Origin of the sequence: Xanthomonas sp. NCPPB 2922, from assembly GCF_041520885.1 — a bacterium.
Taxonomy (GTDB): domain Bacteria; phylum Pseudomonadota; class Gammaproteobacteria; order Xanthomonadales; family Xanthomonadaceae; genus Xanthomonas; species Xanthomonas campestris.
Window position 1 is genome coordinate 75,417 of sequence record NZ_JBGOFY010000007.1, and the last position, 20,345, is coordinate 95,761.

Below are 20,345 nucleotides of genomic sequence, written 5' to 3' on the forward strand. Positions count from 1 at the left end.
CATGAAACGCTATCAGAAGCAGGATTTTCCAGTCGACCAGGTCCGCCGTTTTCTCGAGCCGGGGCCGGTGGTGCTGGTGAGCTCGGCGCACCGCGGCCAGCGCAACATCATGACCCTGGGATGGCACATGGTGCTGGAGTTCTCACCCTCGCTGATTGCGTGCTGCATCGCGCGCGGCAACCACAGTTTTGAAATGGTCCGTCGCAGCAAGCAATGCGTGATCAACCTACCGACGGCCGAGCTTCTGGACACCGTGGTTGCGATCGGCAACAGCAGTGGTGCGCAGATCGACAAGTTCGCGCACTTCGGGCTGACTGCAGCGGCAAGCACGCAGGTGGACGCGCCGGGCATCGCCGAGTGTTATGCCAGCTTCGAGTGCCGCCTGCATGACGGGCGACAGATCAACCGCCACAACCTGTTCGTGTGGGAAGTGGTGCACGCGCATGTGGCGCGCCGGCCCGCGGTACCGAAGACCGTGCATTACCGTGGCGATGGGCGTTTCATGCTCTCTGGCGCGGAGGTATCGCGGCGGCGCCTGTTCACACCGGAGATGCTCTAGCCGCCTTGAAGCGGCTTGCCGTCAGCGCCCGACCTTGCCGGTCTGCACACTGACCTTGCCCTGCCGGATCTCGAAGGTGAAGGCAAACGACAACGTCACCGGGACAGGCTCCTGGCGCTCGGCGCCGGTGCAATCGTCCATGTCGGCCGGCTGCGCAACACCGGGAGCGAAAGCGCACAGCGCCGCAGGCACGAACTGCCACTGCTGCACGGTCGCACGCACTGCCTGCAGCAGATCTGCGTTGGCTGGCAGCAAGCCGGCAGCGCACGCGTCACGATCGGACATCGGATCGACACGCTGCACTGCGCCGCTGGCGTCGAGAATGACGTGCGCGCACACCGTGGTCGGCGGCAGGCTGGTCCGTGCGGTATCGGGCGCCAATTGGGGAGTCTCGCTACGCAGTGCGCGCGGCATGCGAAACCGCTGCGTCGGTGCCAGCACATAAGCAGCAATGGCAGCCGCACCCTCTGCCGGCGGCTGCGCTGCCAGCATGCGCTGATCCACCGAGGCTTCGCGTTGGGTCTGTTCGGTGATCTGCACGGGCCGGCTTGCGCAGCCGGTGATCGCGACGAGCATCACTGCCACATAGACCAGAGACTGCCGCATCTGTCAGCCCTTCTTTGCGGCGCATGCGGACGCGGCGCAGCGCGCAGGCGGCGCGCGCGTTGCAGCGTGCGCATCAGTGCCTGGTGGTGCAGCGACTTCGTCGGGCGGGTCCAACGCAAACTGCACCGGCACCGTTACGGTGGTTGGCACCGGCCTGCCGTGCACCTTGTCGGGTACCAAGCGCCATTGCCTGGCGGCAGCGAGCACCGCGGCATCGAACACACCGGCAGGCTGGCTGCGCAGGATGACGATCTGTTGCGGCACGCCACTCGCATCCATGCGGATCTTCAATTCGACACTGCCCTCGAGCCCGGCATCCATCGCATCTTTCGGGTATCGCGGTGCCGTCAACGTTGCGTAATCCACCGGCGGACGTGGCGTTGATCCGGCGTGTGTGACGGCAGGCGTGTGCGTGGGAATCGCTGCCCACGCAGCGGCGCTGGCCAGCAGCGCCAGCAGCATCACCAAGGGCGTGTTCCACCGGCGCAGTGCTGCACCGGCCGTGCGGCCACGCGGGGCAAGCGCGCGCAATGCGGCGATGCGCTGCACCAATGCATGCGGCGTGGTCCAGTGGCACACCGTCGCCGCCCCAGCGCTTCCGAAGTGGGTCTTGAGCATGGCGTCGGCATAGCGGCGGCGTAACCGTGGATGCCGTGCCAGCACGCCGGCATCGCAGGCCAGCTCCTGATCCAGGCGGAATGCGCGCCACGCCAGGTGCATCAGCGGATTGCACCAGCCCAGGCATAGCAACGCGGCGGCGAACAGGTTTGCCTGCAGATCGCCACGGCGCAGATGCAGCCGCTCGTGCGCCACGATCAATTGACGCTCCACGCCGCTGTAGCGCGTGGCGAAGTCGGCCGGCACCACGATGCGCGGCCGCCACACCCCGAGCGATGCCGGCAGGCCGCAGTCATGACTGGCCGACCACACCGCGTTGCCCTGCGCCCGGAGTGGCCCGAGGCTGCGCACAAAGCGCGACTGCTGCCACCACAGCCACCCGGCCATTGCCACGGCGCCCACGAGCCAGGCAATGCCCAGCGCGCCTTCCCATCCGGACGCGAGGATGGGCGCGCCATGCGGCTGTGGCAGGGCGCGCAACAGGGGCATCGACAACGCAGCAGTGGTGGCAGGTGGGCCGGGCACCACAGCCGCCACGATCGCCAGCGGCACGCAGCTCCACACCGCGTACGCCGCCGGCGCGCCCAACCAGGCGCGCACTGGCCGGCGCAGCAACAGGCACACGATCACCGCGATGGTGGTCGCCACGGCAACGCGCCAGGCGAATGCACTCAGGTCAGTGAGCATCATCGAGGTCCTTGATCAGCTGTTTCAGTTCCGCCAGATCGGACGCGCTGAGTTTGCCGCGCGCGCTGAAGTGCGCCACCAGCGGCGCGACACGGCCGCCGAACACCCGCTGCAACAGTCCCTCGCTCTGCTGCTGCACCCAGTGCTCGCGCAGCAGCACCGGCGCGTAGTGATACTTGCGCCCATCCTTGTGCGCCGCCACGGCCCCCTTGTTGAGCAACCGGTTGAGCAAGGTCTTGATGGTGGGCTCGGCCCAGCCGGTGTGGGCCAGGGCGGCGGCCACCTCCTCGGCCGTGCGCGGCGCGCGCTCCCACAGCACCTGCATCACAATCGCTTCGGACTCACTGATTGCCATGCGATTACACCCGTAATTTTTTCGATTACGCATGTAATTTCAAGCCCTGTCAAGCCTGATCGTCTGGCTTGCCCGGCACACGCTGCAAATCACCGGACGCACCGCATCCGGCTCGGCTACCCTGGCCGGATGACTGAACACCTGACCGATCTGAGCGCCACAGTGGCGTGGATCCTGCAACGCATCGACGGCCCGCTGCGCGTGGGCGCGCCCTTGGGCATCGGCAAACCGCATCGGCTTTTGAATGCCCTGTATACGCATGTGGTGGACCAACCCTCGCGTCCGCTTGCGCTGTACACCGCGTTGTCGCTCAATCCGCCCAAGCCGGGCAGCGGTCTGGCCGCGCGCTTTGCCGGGCCGTTCATTTCGCGGCATTTCGGCGATGACTTCCCGCGCCTGGCCTATGTCGATGCCATGCTGCGCGATGCCTTGCCCGCGCATGTGCAGGTAGAAGAGTTCTACATGCAGTCCGGCGGGCTGCTGCACTCCACCCAGGCGCAGGCCGACTACACCAGCCTCAATTACACCCATGCCGCTGCTGCGGTGGCGCAGCGCGCGCCGAACCTGATCGTGCAGAAAGTTGCGCGCGAACCCAGTGGCACGCGGTTGTCGCTGTCGTGCAACAACGACATCACCCAGGACACGCTGGATGCGGTCGCCGCACTTGGCCTGCCACGTCCGCTACTGGTGGCCGAAGTGGATGCGGAGCTGCCGTGGATCGGCGGCACTGCGGCTGTGGATGCCTCGTTCTTCGACCTGGTGCTGGAGATACCCGGCCCGTCACCGCGACTGTTCGGGCTGCCGCGCCAGCCGGTCACCAGCACCGATTACGCCATCGGCCTGTATGCGAGCACGCTGGTTCGCGATGGCGGCACGTTGCAGATCGGCATCGGCACGCTCGCCGATGCACTCAGCCACGCGCTGGTGTTGCGACATACCGACAACGCCACCTACCGGCGCGTGTTGCAGGCATTGGATCCAACACTGGCATCGCATCCGGCGGTGCAGGCCAGCGGCGGCCTGGAGCCGTTTGCGATCGGCCTGTACGGCTGCAGCGAAATGCTCAACGAAGGCTTCAAACAATTGGTGGACAGCGGTGTGATCCGGCGCAAGGTCCATGACGATCTGGGCTTGATGCAGCGCCTGGCCGACGGCACCGCCGACGCTGCCGATGCAGCGCGATTGGCGGACGAAGGCGAATTCCTGCATGGCGCGTTCTATCTTGGCTCGCCGGCGTTCTACGCCTGGCTGCGCGCACTGGACCCCAAGCTGCGCAGTGCGATTGGCATGCGCCGCATCAGCGAGATCAACCAGCTCTACGGCGGCAATGAAGCGCTGGAGCGGCTGCAACGCCGCGATGCGCGTTTCTTCAACTCGTGCATGATGGCCACCGCCCTGGGCGCGGCGGTCTCCGACGGCCTGGAAGATGGGCGCGTGGTCTCCGGCGTGGGCGGGCAGTACAACTTTGTGGCGATGGCGCATGCTCTGCCGCAGGCACGCAGCGTCTTGATGTTGCGTGCTACCCGCGCGTCGGGCAAGGACGCTGCCAGTAACGTGCGCTGGAACTACGGGCATAACACCATCCCGCGCCATCTGCGCGACATCTACATCACCGAATACGGCATCGCCGATCTGCGCCACAAGACCGATCAGGACTGCGTGCTGGAAATGGCTGGTATCTGCGATGCGCGCTTTCAGACCGCGTTACTTGCCCAGGCAAGCCAGTCACGCAAACTGCGGGATGTTCCCGAGCAGGCCGCACGCGCGCAGCGCAACACGCCGCAGGCGCTGGAAGCGGCGTTGGCACCGTTCCGCCGCGATGGCAGCCTGCCCGACTATCCACTCGGCAGCGACTTCACCGACACCGAGCAACGCCTGTTGCCGGCGCTTGGCTGGCTCAAAAGCGCCACCACCGGAAAGACCGCAGCACTGGCAACGCTGATGCGCGCGCTGCTGTCGCGCACTACCGGTGATGCCGCCTGCCTGCAGCGCATGGACCTGGCCACACCGCGCAGCCTGGGCGACCGCGTGCAGGCCAAGCTCCTGGCCTATGCGCTACAACAGACCAGGCAGCAGTGATGACGCAGCCCTGACAGTGCGACTGCATCGATGCTGGCCGTGTGACCGCTGACGCAAGACGGACACACGGTGGAAAGCATTGCGTCAAGCGCGACCGGGATGATGGCGACCACCTTCTTGCCGGCACCGCTGCATGCACTCTTTTCATGATGCGTTTTCTGCCCCGAATGCAGGCAAGGACACAGAAGCGAAGCGGTTGCCCGCGAAGCGAAGAATCACGCTGAAAACAGCCGTGTTTGGCGTGTTACTGCTCGCCAGCGCGGCGGCGCAGGCAGAGCCGCGGCTCACCGATCTGCAGTACCTCGGAAGCCATAACAGCTACCACGCCGGCTTCGCACCCAGCGAAGCAGTGTTGCTGAAGCAACACGATCCCGCCGCGTTCGCGACGCTAGACTATCGCCATCCGCCATTGACACAACAGTTGGACGACGGTGTCAGGCAACTGGAGCTGGATGTGTTTGCCGATGCGCACGGCGGGCGTTATGCGCATCCGGCGATCGTTGAACAAATCGCCAAGGCCGGGCTGCCGCCGGCACCGGCCAGTGCACCCGCCGGCGTCATGAACAAGCCCGGCTTCAAGGTGTTGCATGTGCAGGACGTGGACCAACGCAGCACCTGTCAGCCACTGATTGCCTGCCTGCAGGAAGTGCGCGCGTGGTCGCAGCAACATCCGGGACATCTGCCGATCTTCATCCTGCTGGAAACCAAGCAGTCACCGGTGCGGCTGTCGTTTCCCACGGTGCAGCCGGAGCCTTTCGATCGCAAAGCCATGGATGCGCTGGATGCCGAACTGCGCTCGGTCTTCCGACCGGGTGAGTATGTGAGCCCGGATGCTGTCCGCGGCTCTGCACGCACCCTCAACGCCGCGGTGCTGGCGCACGGTTGGCCAGCATTGCGCGCCACGCGCGGCAAGGTGGTGTTCCTGCTCGATCAACGCGCGGCCGGCGCCAGCTATCTGCCGGGGCACCCGTCGCTGCGCGGCCGCGTGTGCTTCACCAACGCCGAGCCTGGGCAGGACGATGCCGCGTTTACCGAACGCAACGACGGCCCCGCCGAGGAGATCACCCGCCTGGTGCAAGCCGGCTACCTGGTCCGCACACGCACCGATGCCGATCTGAAAGAGCCTGCACGCGGCGACACCCGCCGCCGCGACGCCATGCTGGCCAGCGGGGCGCAATTGCTCAGCACGGACTTCCCTGCACACGAGCCGGCCAGCAACGGCTATGTGGTGCGCTTCGATGGCGATGCGGTTGCGCGCTGCGCACCGCAGCTGTCGCGCGCGCACTGCGAGGGTGTCGATCTTACCCACTGACCGGCGCTGCCTGCCCGGCAGCAATACCGCAGTGGCATGTCATCGGTCGCAATGGACAGCGTCGGCGATGCATTGCCTGTGTCCGCGTGAACGGGCCGGGCGCCCCTCCCGTTCTCCACCTTGTGAGCTACCGCATGCAGCATCCCCGTTCCGCCCACCGCCTGACCTGCGCCATTGCGCTGGCACTGTCCGCACCCGTGTTCGCCGAAACGCCTGCACTCAGCACCACGACCCTGGATGCGGTCACCGTGCAGGCCAAGCACGTCGCCACACCCGGCTCGTTCGACGAGCAACGGTTGTCCAGCAGCGTCAACAGCGTGATGAGCAAACAGCAGATCGATGCCATTCCCTCGGGCGGCATCGCCGATGTGGTGGCGCACATGCCGGGGCTGTCCGCGTATAGCGACATGCACCTGGGCCAGGCCACCACCGGCGAGAATGCGTATGTGAGCATCCGTGGCATGGATGCCAGCTACAACGCCTACACGCTCAACGGTGTCGGCATGCCGGAGACCGACTCTTCAACGCGCGCGATCTCGTTGAACATGCTGGCGCCGTTCGGCATCCAGTCCGTCCAGGTGTCCAAATCGCCCACCCCGGACATGCCGGGCGATTCGATCGGTGGTGCGATCGACATGCGCACGCCCAATGCCTTCGACTTCGATCGCGACCTCTACGCCAAGACCACCGCGCAAGGCCAGTTCAACGCGCTGGCTTCCACGCTGGGCGGCAAGGACAGCGGCGGTACGCTGCAACAAGAATTGGCCTGGAAATTTGGCGATGGCCATGCGTTCGGTGTTTACGCATCGGCCTACTACGGCAAGAACAACAACATGGCGCAGGCGCCTGCGCCCAACAGCAAATACGTGCCTGCCGATCCGGCGCTGGCCAATGCGACCGACCTGCGTACTGCCGGGCCTTTGATCAGCACCCGCTACAAGTACAGCCTCTATACCAGCCAGATCGAACGCTACGGCGGCAATCTCTCGCTCGACTGGCAGGGCGACACCAGTGCGCTCTACGCACGCGCCATCTACGGCAGCTACGGCGTCACCGGCCAGCAGGATCAGTCCAGCGCGCGCCTGGAAACCTATCGCAACCAGCCCACTGCCGTGCGTGGCGGCTACTTCAACACGCACGACATCGACGAGACACTGGCAACCTTGCAACTGGGCGGCAAGACCACGCTGGATCGCCTGCATGTGGATTACGGCGCCTCTGTCGGGCGCGGCACCCGCAGCCGCCCGGATTACGTGTCGGCGAGCCTGTACGGTTTTACCCCGGGCAGCTTCGCCTTCGATCTGAGCGACCCGAAGTATCCGAGCATCGCCCCCAGCTCCGCTGCGTTGAAAGCGTTCTTCTACGACCTGGACGCGTCGCTGCTGTGGAAGGTGCAGGGCCATGATGCCGGCAGCCACGACAACCGCGTCAACGCACACACCGATATCGCCTATCAGGTCGATGGCGACCTGCTGGACAGCGTCAAACTGGGCCTGTCTGCCGACCACGCCGACCGCGGCGCCTACGACCATCCGTTCTTCCACAAGGATGGCAACTTCGTCACCAACGGCCCGTACTTCGGTGGCCCCAATTATGCGTTTCCCACGGCCGGTGGCCCGCCGCTGAGCGCCATCCCAGGGCGCGTGACCGGCAACGCCTTCAACGGCCACTACGCGGGGCCGTTCAAGCTGCTGGACCGCAACTGGATGCTGGCCCAAGCGCTGCCCTACAAGTACCTCAACGACCCCACCGGCGCCGGCGTCTACACCGCCAACGATTACAACGCCAACACCACCGCCAGCACCGAAGCAATCTATTCCGGCTACGCGATGGCGGCGCTGCACATCGGCTCGGTGAGCGTGCTGCCCGGTGTGCGCTACGAACTGACCCGCTACGCGGCAGATTCCTGGCAATCGCGTGGCGATGGCAGCACCGGTGAGTTTCTCGGGACAGGCAGCACCTATGGCCAGGTTCTACCCGGCATCAGCATCAATTACAGGCCCGACGACCTCACCGTGTATCGCGCCTCGCTGCGGCGCAGTTTCAGCCGGCCGGCATTCGGGCTGATTTCCGGCGAAACCGTGTATTCGATCGACGACACCCAGACCGTGGTTGGCATCTCCAAACCCAATCCCGATCTGCAACCGAGCAAGGCAGACAACGCCGATCTGTCTGCCGAGTTCTACGACCATGACGGCGGCGTGCTCAGTGCATCCACCTACTACAAACGCATCACCGGTTTCATCTACACCTCGCAGTCGGCGACCAGCAACGACAACACGCTCGGCGGGCTGGTGCCGACCGGCACCACTTTCGAGAACGGCGTGCCGGTGACCATGCCGCAGAACGGCGGCACCGCCACGCTCTACGGCCTGGAACTGGCGGCGAGCAAACGGCTGCTGGCATTGCCCGGCATCTGGAGCCACTTCGGCATCAATGCCAATCTCACCCTGCAGCACAGTGCAGCCGACAGCAAACGGGCGGATCAACCGGAAAAGACCTGGCTGCCGCGCGCGCCGGAGCGCATCTACAACCTGGATCTGTTTTACGACGACAGCCATCTGCGTACCGACCTGAGTTACAACTACACCGGCCTGCAATTGCTGGGGCTCACCACCGATCGGCTCAACTACTATCTGCAGCCGGTGAAGTCGCTGGATTTCAACGCCACCTATCACCTGCCCCACCATGTCGACGTGGGCGTGTCGGCGAAGAACCTGCTCAATGCGGCAACGTTCTACGAAACGCAGGGCACATCGAAACGCTACATGGCCTACGACCCCGGTGCCGACGGCGCCTACGTGCAGACCGGGCGGGCGTACATGCTGACGGTGGGATACACCTATTGACCGAGCGACGACGGGAAGACGCAGCGCTGGTCTTCCCGTCTTTGTGCGGGCCGTGGCCACGGCAATGGTCTGCGTGGAAATGTAGAGCTGCGCCGCCGCGCGTCGCATGTGCATGCCTATGATCGCGGCAATCAACCTGAGCGCGCGTTGTTTGGCGGCAGTGCTTGGGCAACGGGCGCATTGCCGCACGCGCGCGTCGCAGGCGTCGTTGATTTATGGCAGTTACTCCGGGTGCAGGGATTTCACGGCGGGTACGCAGCCCACTGCGGCAAGGTGCGTGCACGCCTTCTCTGGAACCACCCATGCCCTCACGTTTTCATGCTCGCGCCTGCTTGTTGACCCTGGCCCTGGGCGCGGCGCTGTCCTCGGTTGCGCAGGCCCAGCAGCCGGCCGCCGCACCTGCACCGATCAGCGCACCGACCACGGTAGGCACCGGACCACGTTCGGACCTGCACGCCCAGGTGCTGCTGGACCGCGCCCATTTTTCGCCCGGCCAGATCGACGGCCAGCGCGGCTCGAACCAGAAGCGCGCCATCTCCGGTTTCCAGGCCGCGCACCGCATCAAGGTCACCGGCGAGCTGGATGACGCCACCTGGCAGGCCTTGCAGGCCGACACCACGCCGGCACTGGTGCAGTACACGCTGACCGATGCCGACGTGGCCGGCCCGTTCCAGCCGATTCCCGACCGCCCCGCCGAGCAGGCGAAGTTGCCGGCGCTGGGCTATGTCTCCATCGAAGAAGCGCTCGGCGAGCGTTTCCACGCTGACCCTGACCTGCTGCGCCAGCTCAACCCCGGCGTTGACCTGAGCAAGGCCGGCAGCGTGATCCAGGCGCCCAACGTGGACGGTGTGCCTGCGCTGAGCAAGCCGGCCAAGCTGGTGATCGACAAATCCGATTCGACGCTGCGGCTGTTCGATGCAGAGGGCAAGGTGTACGCGCAGTTCCCGGTGTCTTCCGGCAGCAAGCACGATCCGCTGCCGATCGGGCGCTGGAAGATCCTGGGCATTTCGCGCGACCCCAAGTTCCACTACAACCCCAAACTGTTCTGGGATGCCAAGCCCGGCGAAGGCAAGGCCACGCTGCCGCCGGGCCCGAACAACCCGGTGGGCCGCGTGTGGATCGATCTGTCCAAGCCGCATTACGGCCTGCACGGCACACCGGAACCCGGCCACGTTGGCAAGACCGAATCGCATGGCTGTGTACGCCTGACCAACTGGGACGTGGTGAACCTGGCCAGCGTGGTGGACGCCTCGGTGCCCGTGGTGATGCAGGAGTAAGCCATGAAGACGCTGATGATGCTGATCGTGGGCGTGCTGATCGGTGCGGCGGGGTATTGGTGGCTGGACCTGCGCCACGCCGCCGGCCCTGTGGCTGCATCGCCAGCGGTGGCGACGCCAGCCACGGCATCTGCACCTGCTGCGCAACGCGCGCCTACATCAGCAGCACCTGAGGCGATGACTGCTGCTACACCGCTAGCAGCGGCACCTGCGCCGGCACAGGCAGCGAGCGCGATGGCGGCACCGGTCGGTGATCCGTCCGCTGCGCAGGCATCGGCATCGGCAAGCAACAACGTGGCCTTGCTGATCCCGGTGCAAGGCATCACCAGCAGCCAGTTGCAGGACACCTTCACCGACGCGCGCAGCGAAGGCCGCGTGCATGATGCGATCGACATCCTGGCACCGGCCGGCACGCCGGTGCTCGCGGTGGCCGCCGGCACCGTGGAGAAGTTGTTCGACAGCAAACGCGGTGGCCTGACGGTCTACCAGTTCGAGCCCGGCGGCAAGTACTGCTACTACTACGCGCATCTGCAGCGCTATGCGGACGGCTTGGCCGAAAAGCAGGTGATCAAACGCGGGCAGCTGATCGGTTACGTCGGCAGCACCGGCAATGCCGATCCCGCCGCACCGCATCTGCATTTCGAGATGCACCGCCTCGGCCCGGAAAAGCAGTGGTGGAAGGGCGAGGCGTTGAACCCCTACCCCATCCTGCATGGCGATCAGCCCTTACGATGAAATCGCAGGTACCTATTGATTGCCATGCGCTCAGATCGCAATACCGACTCAAAAAATCTTGTGACGAGCGATTCTCCAAGTGTGTCCTTATCATGCCCTCTTGCCTTTCAAATACTAAACCGTTCGGTCATGCCGAGCGGTCAATGAGCAAGAATGGCCAAGCAACATCAGGTTGCAGGAGGGCTTGGTGTTCGCCCCTTGTTGATCGTGATGGTTTGGATGTACTCGCCATTTGCCCCGTACACGACCACGATGCGAACGTAAGCATCGTCATAGACGACCTGGCTACTGCAAGGACAGGTCGCTAAAGCGGTCACCATCCCCAGTGGTTTAGCATTTGCATCATCGACAAGAACCATTGGCGTCTCAGCGGCCGAGCCAAGCGGAAGCTGTTGCTGGGCACCAGGCGTTACCACAATGACCGTCAGCACCTCATCTTTCAATGAGTTGATCTGAACATATTTCAGCCCATCTTTTTCGAACGAGTAAGCCTTGAACAATGGGGACAGACTGATATTCTTTGCGCCCGCTGGAATTCGCTCACCCATCCCACGAATCACGTTTAAAGGATTTAGCTTTTTCTCCGTAGCGCCGGTTTGATTTGCACCAAAAACTGCGAACAACACTGAGATAAATAGCAGACACCTGAGCTGGATCGACATGGAATTCCCTTATCCTGGCCGGATTGGCGGTAAAAATTTACGCCCACAAAAACGCATAGCGCAATTGCTTTTCGCTGAAAATCCAGATCACTTGGATCAACAGCCATGAAAGAATAAATCAATAAACATACCTCTGTTGAGTAGAGCCTTATCAGTACCGTGCGCGATGGTCCTGACGGTCAACAGATCTCGACTCACCCGATACGAAGACATTTCAACTATCGCTTTAAAAGATATCAAAATTTAAACAGCTGATTTGAATCCACATGTTTTGTTGAAATTCTCTTGCCTTGCCACTCCAGGTATTACCTGACCAAGCAACCACCCGAACTAGATCAGCATCCCACCCGATACCTCGATCCGCTGCGCATTGATCCAACCGGTGCCCGGCGCCAGCAGCGCCGCCACGACTGGCCCGATATCGTCCGGCAGCCCGGGGCGGCCCAATGCGGTGACCGAGGACACCATCGCGTTGACCTGCGCGTTGTCGCGGACGCTGCCGCCGTTGAAGTCGGTTTCGATGGCGCCCGGCGCCAGCGTATTGGCACGGATGCCGCGTGCGCCCAGTTCCTTGGCCAGATAGCGGGTGAACACTTCCACCCCGCCCTTCATCATCGCGTAGGCCGACGAGCCCGGCAGCGCAAACCGTGCAAGGCCGCTGGACACGTTGAGGATGCGTCCGCCATCGGCGATCAGCGGCAGCAACGCCTGGGTCAGAAAGTACGGCCCCTTGAGATGGATATCGACCAGCGCATCGAACTGCGCGGGCGTGGTGTCGGCAATGGCCGCATGCAATCCGGTACCGGCGTTGTTGACCAGCGCATCGAACTGCGAACGCCCCCAATCGGCCAGCACGTCCTTCAGCTGCGCGACGAATGCGGGGAAGTTATCGGCCTGCGCCACATCCAGCGGCAACGCATGCGCGCGGCGGCCCAGCGCCTGGATCTCGGCCACCACGGCGGCGGCTTCTCCGGCCTGGCTGCGGTAGGTCAGCACGAGATCATTGCCTTCGGCAGCGAGCGCAAGCGCGGCATTGCGGCCCAGGCCACGACTACCGCCGGTGATCAGGGTGATGGGTGTGGTTGTGGTCGACATCGGCATGCTCCATAAGTGGGGATGGCCCAGGCTATTGCGCTTGCTGCGCAACATAAATCGGCTCACGCTGATTGCACCGTTCAAGATAATCGACCAATCGATGGACACCATGGACTCTTTGCGCGCCTTCCTGCGCGTGGCCGAGCTGGGCAGTTTCACCCGTGCCGCCGAGACGCTTGGCTTGCCCAAGGCCAGCGTCTCGACCGCCGTGCAGCGGCTCGAGGCGTCGCTCGGCACCCAGCTCCTGCATCGCACCACGCGGCGCGTGCAACTCACCGGCGACGGCGCGGCGTTCTATCAGCGCAGCCGCGACCTGCTCGAGGACATGGACGAATTGCACACCATGTTTCAGCGCGAGCATGGACAGCTGCGCGGTCGCCTGCGGGTGGACATGTCGGCGGGCATCGCGCGTCACTTCGTGGTCCCCGCCTTGCCCGCGTTTCTGGCACGGCACCCCCAGCTGGAAGTGGAAATCAGCGGCACCGACCGCCGCGTGGATGTGGTGCGCGAGGGGTTCGACTGCGTACTGCGTGTCGGCACACTGGAAGACACCAGCCTGGTCGCACGTCCGCTGGGCGCGTTTCGCATCGTCAGTTGCGCCAGCGCCGAGTACCTTGCCCGCCGCGGCATGCCAACGTGCCTGGACGATCTGGCGCAGCACGATCTGGTGCATTACGTACCGACGCTGGGGCAACGCTCGCCCGGCTTCGAATATCACGACGGGCAGCGCTATCGCCTGCTGCCGATGCGCGGCCCGGTGACGGTCAACAATGGCGATGCGTATCTGGCTGCGGCGTTGGCCGGGCTGGGCATCATCCAGGCGCCGGCCAGCCCGTTACGCACGCACCTGGACAGCGGCGCACTGATCGAAGTGCTGGCCGAGCTGGCACCCGAGCCGATGCCGGTCACCTTGCTCTACGCGCAACGCCGCCAGTTGCCGCAGCGCGTACGCGCCTTCATGGACTGGGTCGCAGGCGTGATGGCGCCGCAGTTGCAGCCGATGTTGCCTTGAGGCGGTGCAGGTGCACTGCGTTCAGGGCACAGATGAAACGCGCGCATGCGTACAGCGGCGCGCTCACCGACTGCGTGGCACGGCTGCGGCCGAGTGATGACACACCATGCAACGTTGCTTCGATAACGCGGCAAACAACCACAACACCGCACGACAGATCTACCAGGCAGAAAAAAACACAGGCACCCTTGCAAGTGCCTGTGTCACTTCGGCAGGATCGAACGTCGAACCGCCTGACGTCGCGCTCGATCAGAACGTGTAGTTGAAGGTCAGCATGCCATTGCGCGATGCGCCCCACGCGCCGTAGCCGCCATTGAATTGCGCGTAGTAACGCTTGTCGAGCAGGTTGTCGACATTGAGCTGCACTGAGAACTGCGGTGACAGGCGATAGCGCGCAAACGCGCTGACCAGGGCATAGGCACTCTGCTGGAACGCGCCGTACACCGGGTCAACGTAGTACGAACGGTTCTGCCAATTGACGCCGCCGCCCACGGTCAGATCGCTCCACGCACCTTGCGGGGTGTAGCTGTTGAACAGCTTGAGGGTGGTGCGCGGCAGCTGCGTATTGATCGACGTGCCGCTGTCATCACGCGCGGTGTAATGCGAGGCACCAAAAGTGGTGTTCCAACCGGCGGTCACACGGCCGGAGATCTCGAAGTCGAAGCCTTCGCTGACCACGCCGTTGGCGGCCTCATACGCCGATTCGCTGCTACCGGGAACGAAGCCGCCGGTGCCACGCCCAGGTTGTCTTGTTCGATGCGGAACACCGCAAGCGAGGCGTTGAGCTTGTCGTCGAACCAGGCAGCCTTGACACCGGCTTCGTAGCCCTTGCCGGTCAGCGGATCCAGGTAGCCGCCGTTGGCATCGCGCAAGGTCTGTGGGTTGAAGATTTCGGTGTAGCTGACGTAGGTGGACCACACGTCGTTGATGTCGTAGACCAGGCCGGCGTACGGGGTGACTTCGGTCTGGGTGTCGGAGAACGGTACAAGCCCCTGCGCGGCATCGAAGTTACCGCCATCGATCTGCCAGTCGGTGTAGCGCGCGCCCACCAGCAGCGTCAGCGGGTCGGCCAGCGAGAAACGGCCCGCCACGTAGGCAGCCTTCTGCTTGATCGTGCCGGTGCTCTGCACCGTGCGCGGGCTCCAGTTGGGTTCCGGATACGCGCCATTCCAACCGAAGTAAGTATCCAGCGGCGCCGGGAAATCGAAGGTGCCGTTGTTGGTGAATTCGCGGCGGTTGTAACTGGCGCCGGCGACCAGGTGATGCTCGCGGCCAAACAGCTGGAACGGGCCTTCCGCGTACACGTCGGCGCCGTCGGCCTTGCGCTCGGTGAGGTAGTTACCCGAATACGGCACGACACCGCCGCCGGTGGCGCGGTCGAAACCGAAGATCGTATAGAACGGATAGAACAGATGATTGGCCGCTTCGGTCTTCTCATGGCTGACATTGGCCTTGAGCGTCCAGCCGTTATCGAAGCCCTGCTGCAGGCTGGCGAAGGTGCGCTGCAGACGCGTATCCCAGAACGTCCAATCGGCGGCCGGATTGAACGAGCGGTCGTAATTGGTGCGCGTGCCGTCGCTGAAGAACAGGGGGAAGCCGCCCCAGGTGACGTCGTCCGATTCCTTCTTCTGGTACTCGTAGCCCACGCTCAGCAGCGTGCTGTCGGTGAGGTCGGCATCGATGATCGCCGAGCCGATCTTCTTGCGCAGGTTGTAGCGGTCCATGTCCGATTCGCCGTCCTGATACACGCCGACCACGCGTGCGCGCACCGTGCCTTCAGGGCTGAGCGGCACGGTGACATCAGCCACGCTGCGGGTCTTGTTGAAGTCGCCACCACCCACCGACACGGTGCCGGTGAAGTCGCGGCTCACCGCATGCTTGCGCACCAGATTGATCGAGGCGGACGGGTTGCCCGAGCCGGTGAGCAGGCCGGTGGCGCCGCGCACCACTTCAACCCGGTCGTACAGGGCCACGTCCAGCGCCGAGTCGCCGTAGCTCCAGGCCTGCTCCATGTAGGCCGGGATGCCATCGAACTGATAGTTGTCGATGTAGAAACCGCGCGCGTAGAACTCCAGGCGCTCGCTGTCGCTCTGTGCCACCGAAATGCCGGTGACGTTGTTGAGCACGTCGGTGATGCTCTGCAGGTTCTGGTCGTCCATGCGGTCGCGGGTGATGACCGTGACCGACTGCGGAATCTCGCGCAGCGACAGGTTCATGCGCGTGCCGGCGGTGGTCTTCTCCACCGTGTAGCCGCGCTCGCCGGTGACGTTCACGCCATCGAGCGTGGTGACCTCGGCATCGGCGGCGGCGGCGGCCTCAGCAGCGCGCTGATCCCCGACAATGCCGGGCCAAGACGCTTGCACCTCTGCGCCCGGCTTTATCGGGTGCACTTGTTTTTACGCGTTTGTAACTCTGTGCAGCTAGTGACCTCCACGCAGTGATGCATGGATCTGGGCCGCCGCCTGTGTGCGCCAGATCGACCTCTGCGTCGCCGACATGCACCGCCAGTGATTCACCACGCCGCCACGCCTTGGAATGCACGTGGCGGTGCATGCTGCCTGCCTGCAGCATCACCCATCGCGCAGACCTTCCAAGAAAAAAGCCGGCTTTCGCCGGCTTTTTTTCAATCAACACTACAACGCGTTACAGCGCCTTGGCGGCCTCGACCACGTGCTCGGCGGTGATCTTGAAGTACGCATACAGCTGGTCAGCGGGTGCCGACGCGCCGAACGTGTCGATCCCGATCACCGCACCGTCCAGGCCCACGTACTTGCGCCAGAAGCCGGTCACGCCCGCTTCCACCGCCACGCGCTTGCGCACGGCATTGGGCAGCACCTGCTCGCGGTACGCGGCATCCTGGCGATCGAACACGTCGGTGGACGGCATCGACACCACGCGTGTCTTCAGCCCGGCCGCATCCAGCGTCTTCTTCGCTTCCACTGCCAGGCCCACTTCCGAGCCGGTGCCGATCAGGATCACGTCGGGCGTGCCGCCTTCGGCATCGGCCAACACGTAACCGCCGCGTTCGATCAGTTTGATCTGCTCGGCGCTGCGCGGCTGGTGCTGCAGATTCTGGCGACTGAACACCAGGCAGCTCGGGCCGTCCTTACGGGTGATCGCGGCCTTCCAGCTCACCGCCGACTCCACCGCATCGCCCGGGCGCCACACATCGTTGTTGGGGATGTAGCGCAGCGAGGCCAGGTGTTCCACCGGCTGATGGGTCGGGCCGTCTTCGCCCAGGCCGATCGAGTCGTGCGTGTACACATGGATGGCATGCGCCGGATTCAACGCGCTCATGCGCACGCCGTTACGCGCGTAGTCGCTGAACACCAGGAAGGTGGCGTCGAACGGGATGAAGCCGCCATGCAGCGCCAGGCCGTTGGCAATGGCAGTCATGCCGAATTCGCGCACGCCGTAATACACGTAGTTGGCGTTCGGGTCGTCGGTGGCGACCGACTTGCTGGCCTTCCACAACGTGAGGTTGGAATGCGCCAGGTCGGCCGAGCCACCGACCAGCTCCGGCAGCAGCGGTGCGAACGCTTCGATTGCCAGCTGCGATGCCTTGCGCGAGGCGATGGTCTGGCCGTCTTCCTGCGCCTTGGCGATGTAGGCATCGGCCTGGGCGATGAAGTCGGCCGGCAGCTCACCACGCGACCGGCGGGTCAACTCGTCGGCCTGTTCGCCGTACTGCTTGGCGTACTTGTCGAACAGCTGCTCCCACTCGGCCTGACGCAGCGTGCCGGTGCCACCTGCGCGCCAGCCGGCGTAGATCTCTTCGGGAATCTCGAACGGGCCGTACGGCCATTCCAGTGCCTTGCGCGCGCCTTCCAGTTCTTCCTTGCCCAGCGGTGCGCCGTGCGAGGATTCCTTGCCCGACTTGGTGGGCGCACCGAAGCCGATCTTGGTGCGGCAGCAGATCAGCGTGGGCTTGTCGCTGTTTTCCAGCGCCGCCTCGATGGCCGCCTTGATCTTGTCGGCGTCGTGCCCGTCCACATCACGGATCACATGCCAGCCATAGGCTTCGAAGCGTGCCGGAGTGTTGTCGCTGAACCAGCCGGCAGTGTTGCCGTCGATGGAGATCTGGTTGTTGTCCCAGAACGCGACCAGCTTGCCCAGGCCCCAGGTACCGGCCAGCGAGGCGGCCTCGTGCGAGATGCCCTCCATCATGCAACCGTCGCCCATGAACACCCAGGTGCGGTGGTCGACGATTTCCAGCTCAGGCCGGTTATAGCGCTGTGCCAGCAACTTCTCGGCCAGCGCGAACCCGACTGCATTGGCAAAGCCCTGCCCCAGCGGCCCAGTGGTGGTTTCTACCCCAGGCGTTTCGCTGCGCTCGGGGTGGCCGGCGGTCTTGCTGTGCAACTGCCGGAACTGCTTGAGCTGCTCGATCGGCAGGTCGTACCCGGACAGGTGCAGCAGCGCGTACTGCAGCATCGACCCGTGCCCGTTGGACAGCACGAAACGGTCGCGGTTGAACCACTGCGGATTGTTCGGGTTGTGCCGGAAGAAATCGTTCCACAGCACTTCGGCGATATCGGCCATGCCCATGGGCATGCCGGGGTGGCCGGACTTTGCGGCTTCGACCGCATCGGCGGCGAGGAAACGGATGGCGTTGGCCAGCTGGCGGCGGGTGGGCTGGGTCATGGACGTCTATGGAAGCGGAGGGGAACACCGCTGGAAGCGGAGACCCGTATTCTCCCACAGAGCGTGTTAGGGGAATCAGCAGCCGGGAATGGAGAAACGGGAATCGGGAATCGGATGCAGTGTTGCAAGTGGGCCGCTAACGCCACTCACACCACCGCTACCGCTGCGATGCGGCGGGACTTCGCAGTAAATGTCCCGATCGCAACAGCCCGCTCTAACGATTCCCGATTCCCGATTCCCTACTTCTCACCTTTAGCCACCAGCGTCGTCAACGCCAGGTCGCCGGTGACATTCAGCGCGGTACGGCACATGTCCAGGAAGTGATTGACGCCCAGGATCATGCCGATGCCGACCGGGTTGACCCCGACCATCGCGCAGATCAGCGCCACCACCGGCAGCGAGCCGGAGGGCACGCCGGCGGTGCCGATGCCGCCCAGAATGCAGACGATCATCACCATGAATTGCTGGCCGATGCTCAGGTCCACATTGAAGAACTGCGCCAGGAAGATCACCGTCACGCCTTCGAACAGCGCGGTGCCGTTCTGGTTGGCGGTGGCGCCCACGGTGAGCACGAAGCGCGAGACCCGCGGCGGCAGGCCCATCTCGTCGGCCACGCGCAAGGCGGTTGGCAGGGTCGCGTTGCTGGAGGCGGTGGAGAACGCCATCAGCGTGGCCTCCTGCGTCTGCCGGAAGAAGCCGATCGGCGAACGCCCGGCGAACTTCACCGCCAGCCCGTAGCTGACCACCATGTGCAGGCCCAGCGCCAGCACCACCACCCCGACGTAGGCGCCCAGGCGAATCAGCAGATCGAAGCCAAACAACGCGGCCAGATTGAACATGAAACAGGCCACCGCGTACGGCGCCAGGCGGATCACCAGCCCGATCAAGGTCATCGAGATCTCGAAGATGCCTTCGATGCCGCGCTTGAGCGTGGCCACTTTTTCATCGGCGGTGAGCACCATGCCCACGCCAAACATCACCGCGAAGAACATCAATGACAGGATCGCGCCATTGCTCGAGGCCGCCGCAATCACGTTGTTCGGCACGATGGAAAGCAGCATGTCCATGCCCTGCGGCTGATTGCCGGAGCTGGAGATGATCTCGCGGGTGCGGTCGGCATTTTCCTGGATCAACTGGTTGGCCAGTTGCGGGTCCACACCTGCACCGGGCTTGAGCACATTGACCAGGACCAAGCCCAGCAACACCGCAATGCCCGACAACACCACCGTGTAGCCCAGCGTGCGCCAGCCCACCCGGCCCAACGCGCGGATGTCGCCCATTTCCGCAATGCCGACCACCAGCGCCGAAAACAGCAGCGGCACGATCAGCATGAAGATCAGATTGAGGAAGATCTGCGAGAACGGCGTGGTGACGTACTTGGTCACCAGCCGCACCCACTCGGCGTCGCTCCCAGCCAGGTAGTACACGGCCAGACCCAGCACCAGGCCGATGGCGAAGCCAATGCCCATCTTCCAATGCAGGGGCAGACCTGGGCGGCGCGCGGCTGGGGATGCGGTCATCGGGACAGGCCTTGGTCTGGACACAAAGGCCGGAGCTTAACAAACACCACCGGCGCGGCCACCTACCCAAGGCGCCCCATGCGCGCATCCTTAGGGTAGGCCCGCCTCTCGACACCATGTGCTGCAGACGCTGGAGCGGGCAGCAAACAGCGCTCTTCTTGCACAACGCCAAAGCGCAGCCGCCAAGGCGCAAGCGGCACCGCAGCAGCGCCGGTGTGCCCTACCCGACCTGTCTTTAGTGTTGAAACGACGCACCGACCAGCGTGCCAGGCCCTTGCCCGCCCACCGTCGCGGGACCTTTGGCGGCATGGATGCCGCCAAAGAGCTACAGGGAC

The 20,345-nt window shown here is 64.2% G+C and carries 14 protein-coding genes and 1 pseudogene; 7 read left to right on the forward strand and 8 right to left on the reverse strand.

Annotated elements, in window-relative coordinates:
• Position 1: 1 nt before the first annotated feature.
• Positions 2 to 559 (forward strand): flavin reductase family protein, encoded by a 558-nt coding sequence (locus ACD584_RS10440; RefSeq protein ID WP_175611671.1) that lies wholly within the window; start codon positions 2 to 4, stop codon positions 557 to 559.
• 21 nt (positions 560 to 580) lie between these two features.
• Here ACD584_RS10440 and ACD584_RS10445 read toward each other — a convergent pair whose 3' ends face one another.
• Genes ACD584_RS10445 through ACD584_RS10455 form a run of 3 tightly spaced genes read right to left on the reverse strand, consistent with a single transcriptional unit; the run spans position 581 to position 2,825 of the window.
• Positions 581 to 1,165 (reverse strand): hypothetical protein, encoded by a 585-nt coding sequence (locus tag ACD584_RS10445; RefSeq protein ID WP_076037094.1) that lies wholly within the window; start codon positions 1,163 to 1,165, stop codon positions 581 to 583.
• Positions 1,166 to 1,168: 3 nt separating this feature from the next.
• The gene (locus ACD584_RS10450; protein WP_076037888.1) at positions 1,169 to 2,470 is read right to left on the reverse strand and encodes a TonB family protein; all 1,302 of its coding nucleotides are present in this window, start codon (positions 2,468 to 2,470) and stop codon (positions 1,169 to 1,171) included.
• Positions 2,460 to 2,825 (reverse strand): BlaI/MecI/CopY family transcriptional regulator, encoded by a 366-nt coding sequence (locus ACD584_RS10455; RefSeq protein ID WP_076037095.1) that lies wholly within the window; start codon positions 2,823 to 2,825, stop codon positions 2,460 to 2,462. Before ACD584_RS10455 ends, ACD584_RS10450 begins: the two co-directional genes overlap by 11 nt.
• Before the next feature lie 129 nt (positions 2,826 to 2,954).
• On the opposite strand from ACD584_RS10455, the gene ACD584_RS10460 reads away from it, so the two are divergent.
• The 5 genes from ACD584_RS10460 to ACD584_RS10480 all read left to right on the forward strand — a co-directional run bounded on the left by ACD584_RS10460 (position 2,955) and on the right by ACD584_RS10480 (position 11,077).
• Complete coding sequence (locus ACD584_RS10460) at positions 2,955 to 4,904, forward strand: acetyl-CoA hydrolase/transferase C-terminal domain-containing protein (protein WP_175611672.1); 1,950 nt, start codon at positions 2,955 to 2,957, stop codon at positions 4,902 to 4,904.
• A 133-nt stretch (positions 4,905 to 5,037) separates the two neighbouring features.
• Entirely contained in the window at positions 5,038 to 6,216 is a 1,179-nt protein-coding gene (locus tag ACD584_RS10465) for a phosphatidylinositol-specific phospholipase C1-like protein (protein ID WP_076037096.1), read from the forward strand.
• A gap of 134 nt (positions 6,217 to 6,350) precedes the next feature.
• Positions 6,351 to 9,065 carry a TonB-dependent receptor gene (locus ACD584_RS10470; RefSeq protein WP_076037097.1) on the forward strand — a complete coding sequence of 905 codons (2,715 nt, stop codon included), beginning with the start codon at positions 6,351 to 6,353 and terminating at the stop codon, positions 9,063 to 9,065.
• A 302-nt stretch (positions 9,066 to 9,367) separates the two neighbouring features.
• Positions 9,368 to 10,342, forward strand: a complete 975-nt coding sequence (locus ACD584_RS10475) for a L,D-transpeptidase (RefSeq protein ID WP_014508798.1) — start codon at positions 9,368 to 9,370, stop codon at positions 10,340 to 10,342.
• Between the two features lie 3 nt (positions 10,343 to 10,345).
• Positions 10,346 to 11,077 carry a M23 family metallopeptidase gene (locus ACD584_RS10480; RefSeq protein WP_076037098.1) on the forward strand — a complete coding sequence of 244 codons (732 nt, stop codon included), beginning with the start codon at positions 10,346 to 10,348 and terminating at the stop codon, positions 11,075 to 11,077.
• A gap of 167 nt (positions 11,078 to 11,244) precedes the next feature.
• On the opposite strand, the gene ACD584_RS10485 is transcribed toward ACD584_RS10480, so the two are convergent.
• Positions 11,245 to 11,739 (reverse strand): hypothetical protein, encoded by a 495-nt coding sequence (locus ACD584_RS10485; RefSeq protein WP_076037099.1) that lies wholly within the window; start codon positions 11,737 to 11,739, stop codon positions 11,245 to 11,247.
• A gap of 330 nt (positions 11,740 to 12,069) precedes the next feature.
• Positions 12,070 to 12,834: an SDR family NAD(P)-dependent oxidoreductase gene (locus tag ACD584_RS10490; protein WP_116923737.1), complete on the reverse strand. Its 765-nt coding sequence runs from the start codon at positions 12,832 to 12,834 to the stop codon at positions 12,070 to 12,072.
• A 34-nt stretch (positions 12,835 to 12,868) separates the two neighbouring features.
• Here ACD584_RS10490 and ACD584_RS10495 point away from each other — a divergent pair, with 34 nt between their 5' ends.
• Positions 12,869 to 13,846, forward strand: a complete 978-nt coding sequence (locus tag ACD584_RS10495; protein WP_175611864.1) for a LysR family transcriptional regulator — start codon at positions 12,869 to 12,871, stop codon at positions 13,844 to 13,846.
• 249 nt (positions 13,847 to 14,095) lie between these two features.
• Here ACD584_RS10495 and fhuE read toward each other — a convergent pair.
• The 3 genes and pseudogenes from fhuE to ACD584_RS10510 all read right to left on the reverse strand — a co-directional run.
• Positions 14,096 to 16,152: pseudogene (fhuE, locus tag ACD584_RS10500) on the reverse strand (ferric-rhodotorulic acid/ferric-coprogen receptor FhuE); the annotation flags it as partial.
• Positions 16,153 to 16,489: 337 nt separating this feature from the next.
• Positions 16,490 to 18,490, reverse strand: a complete 2,001-nt coding sequence (tkt, locus tag ACD584_RS10505; RefSeq protein WP_076037101.1) for a transketolase — start codon at positions 18,488 to 18,490, stop codon at positions 16,490 to 16,492.
• A 239-nt stretch (positions 18,491 to 18,729) separates the two neighbouring features.
• Positions 18,730 to 20,010 carry a dicarboxylate/amino acid:cation symporter gene (locus ACD584_RS10510; RefSeq protein WP_170873886.1) on the reverse strand — a complete coding sequence of 427 codons (1,281 nt, stop codon included), beginning with the start codon at positions 20,008 to 20,010 and terminating at the stop codon, positions 18,730 to 18,732.
• Between the last annotated feature and the right edge of the window lie 335 nt (positions 20,011 to 20,345).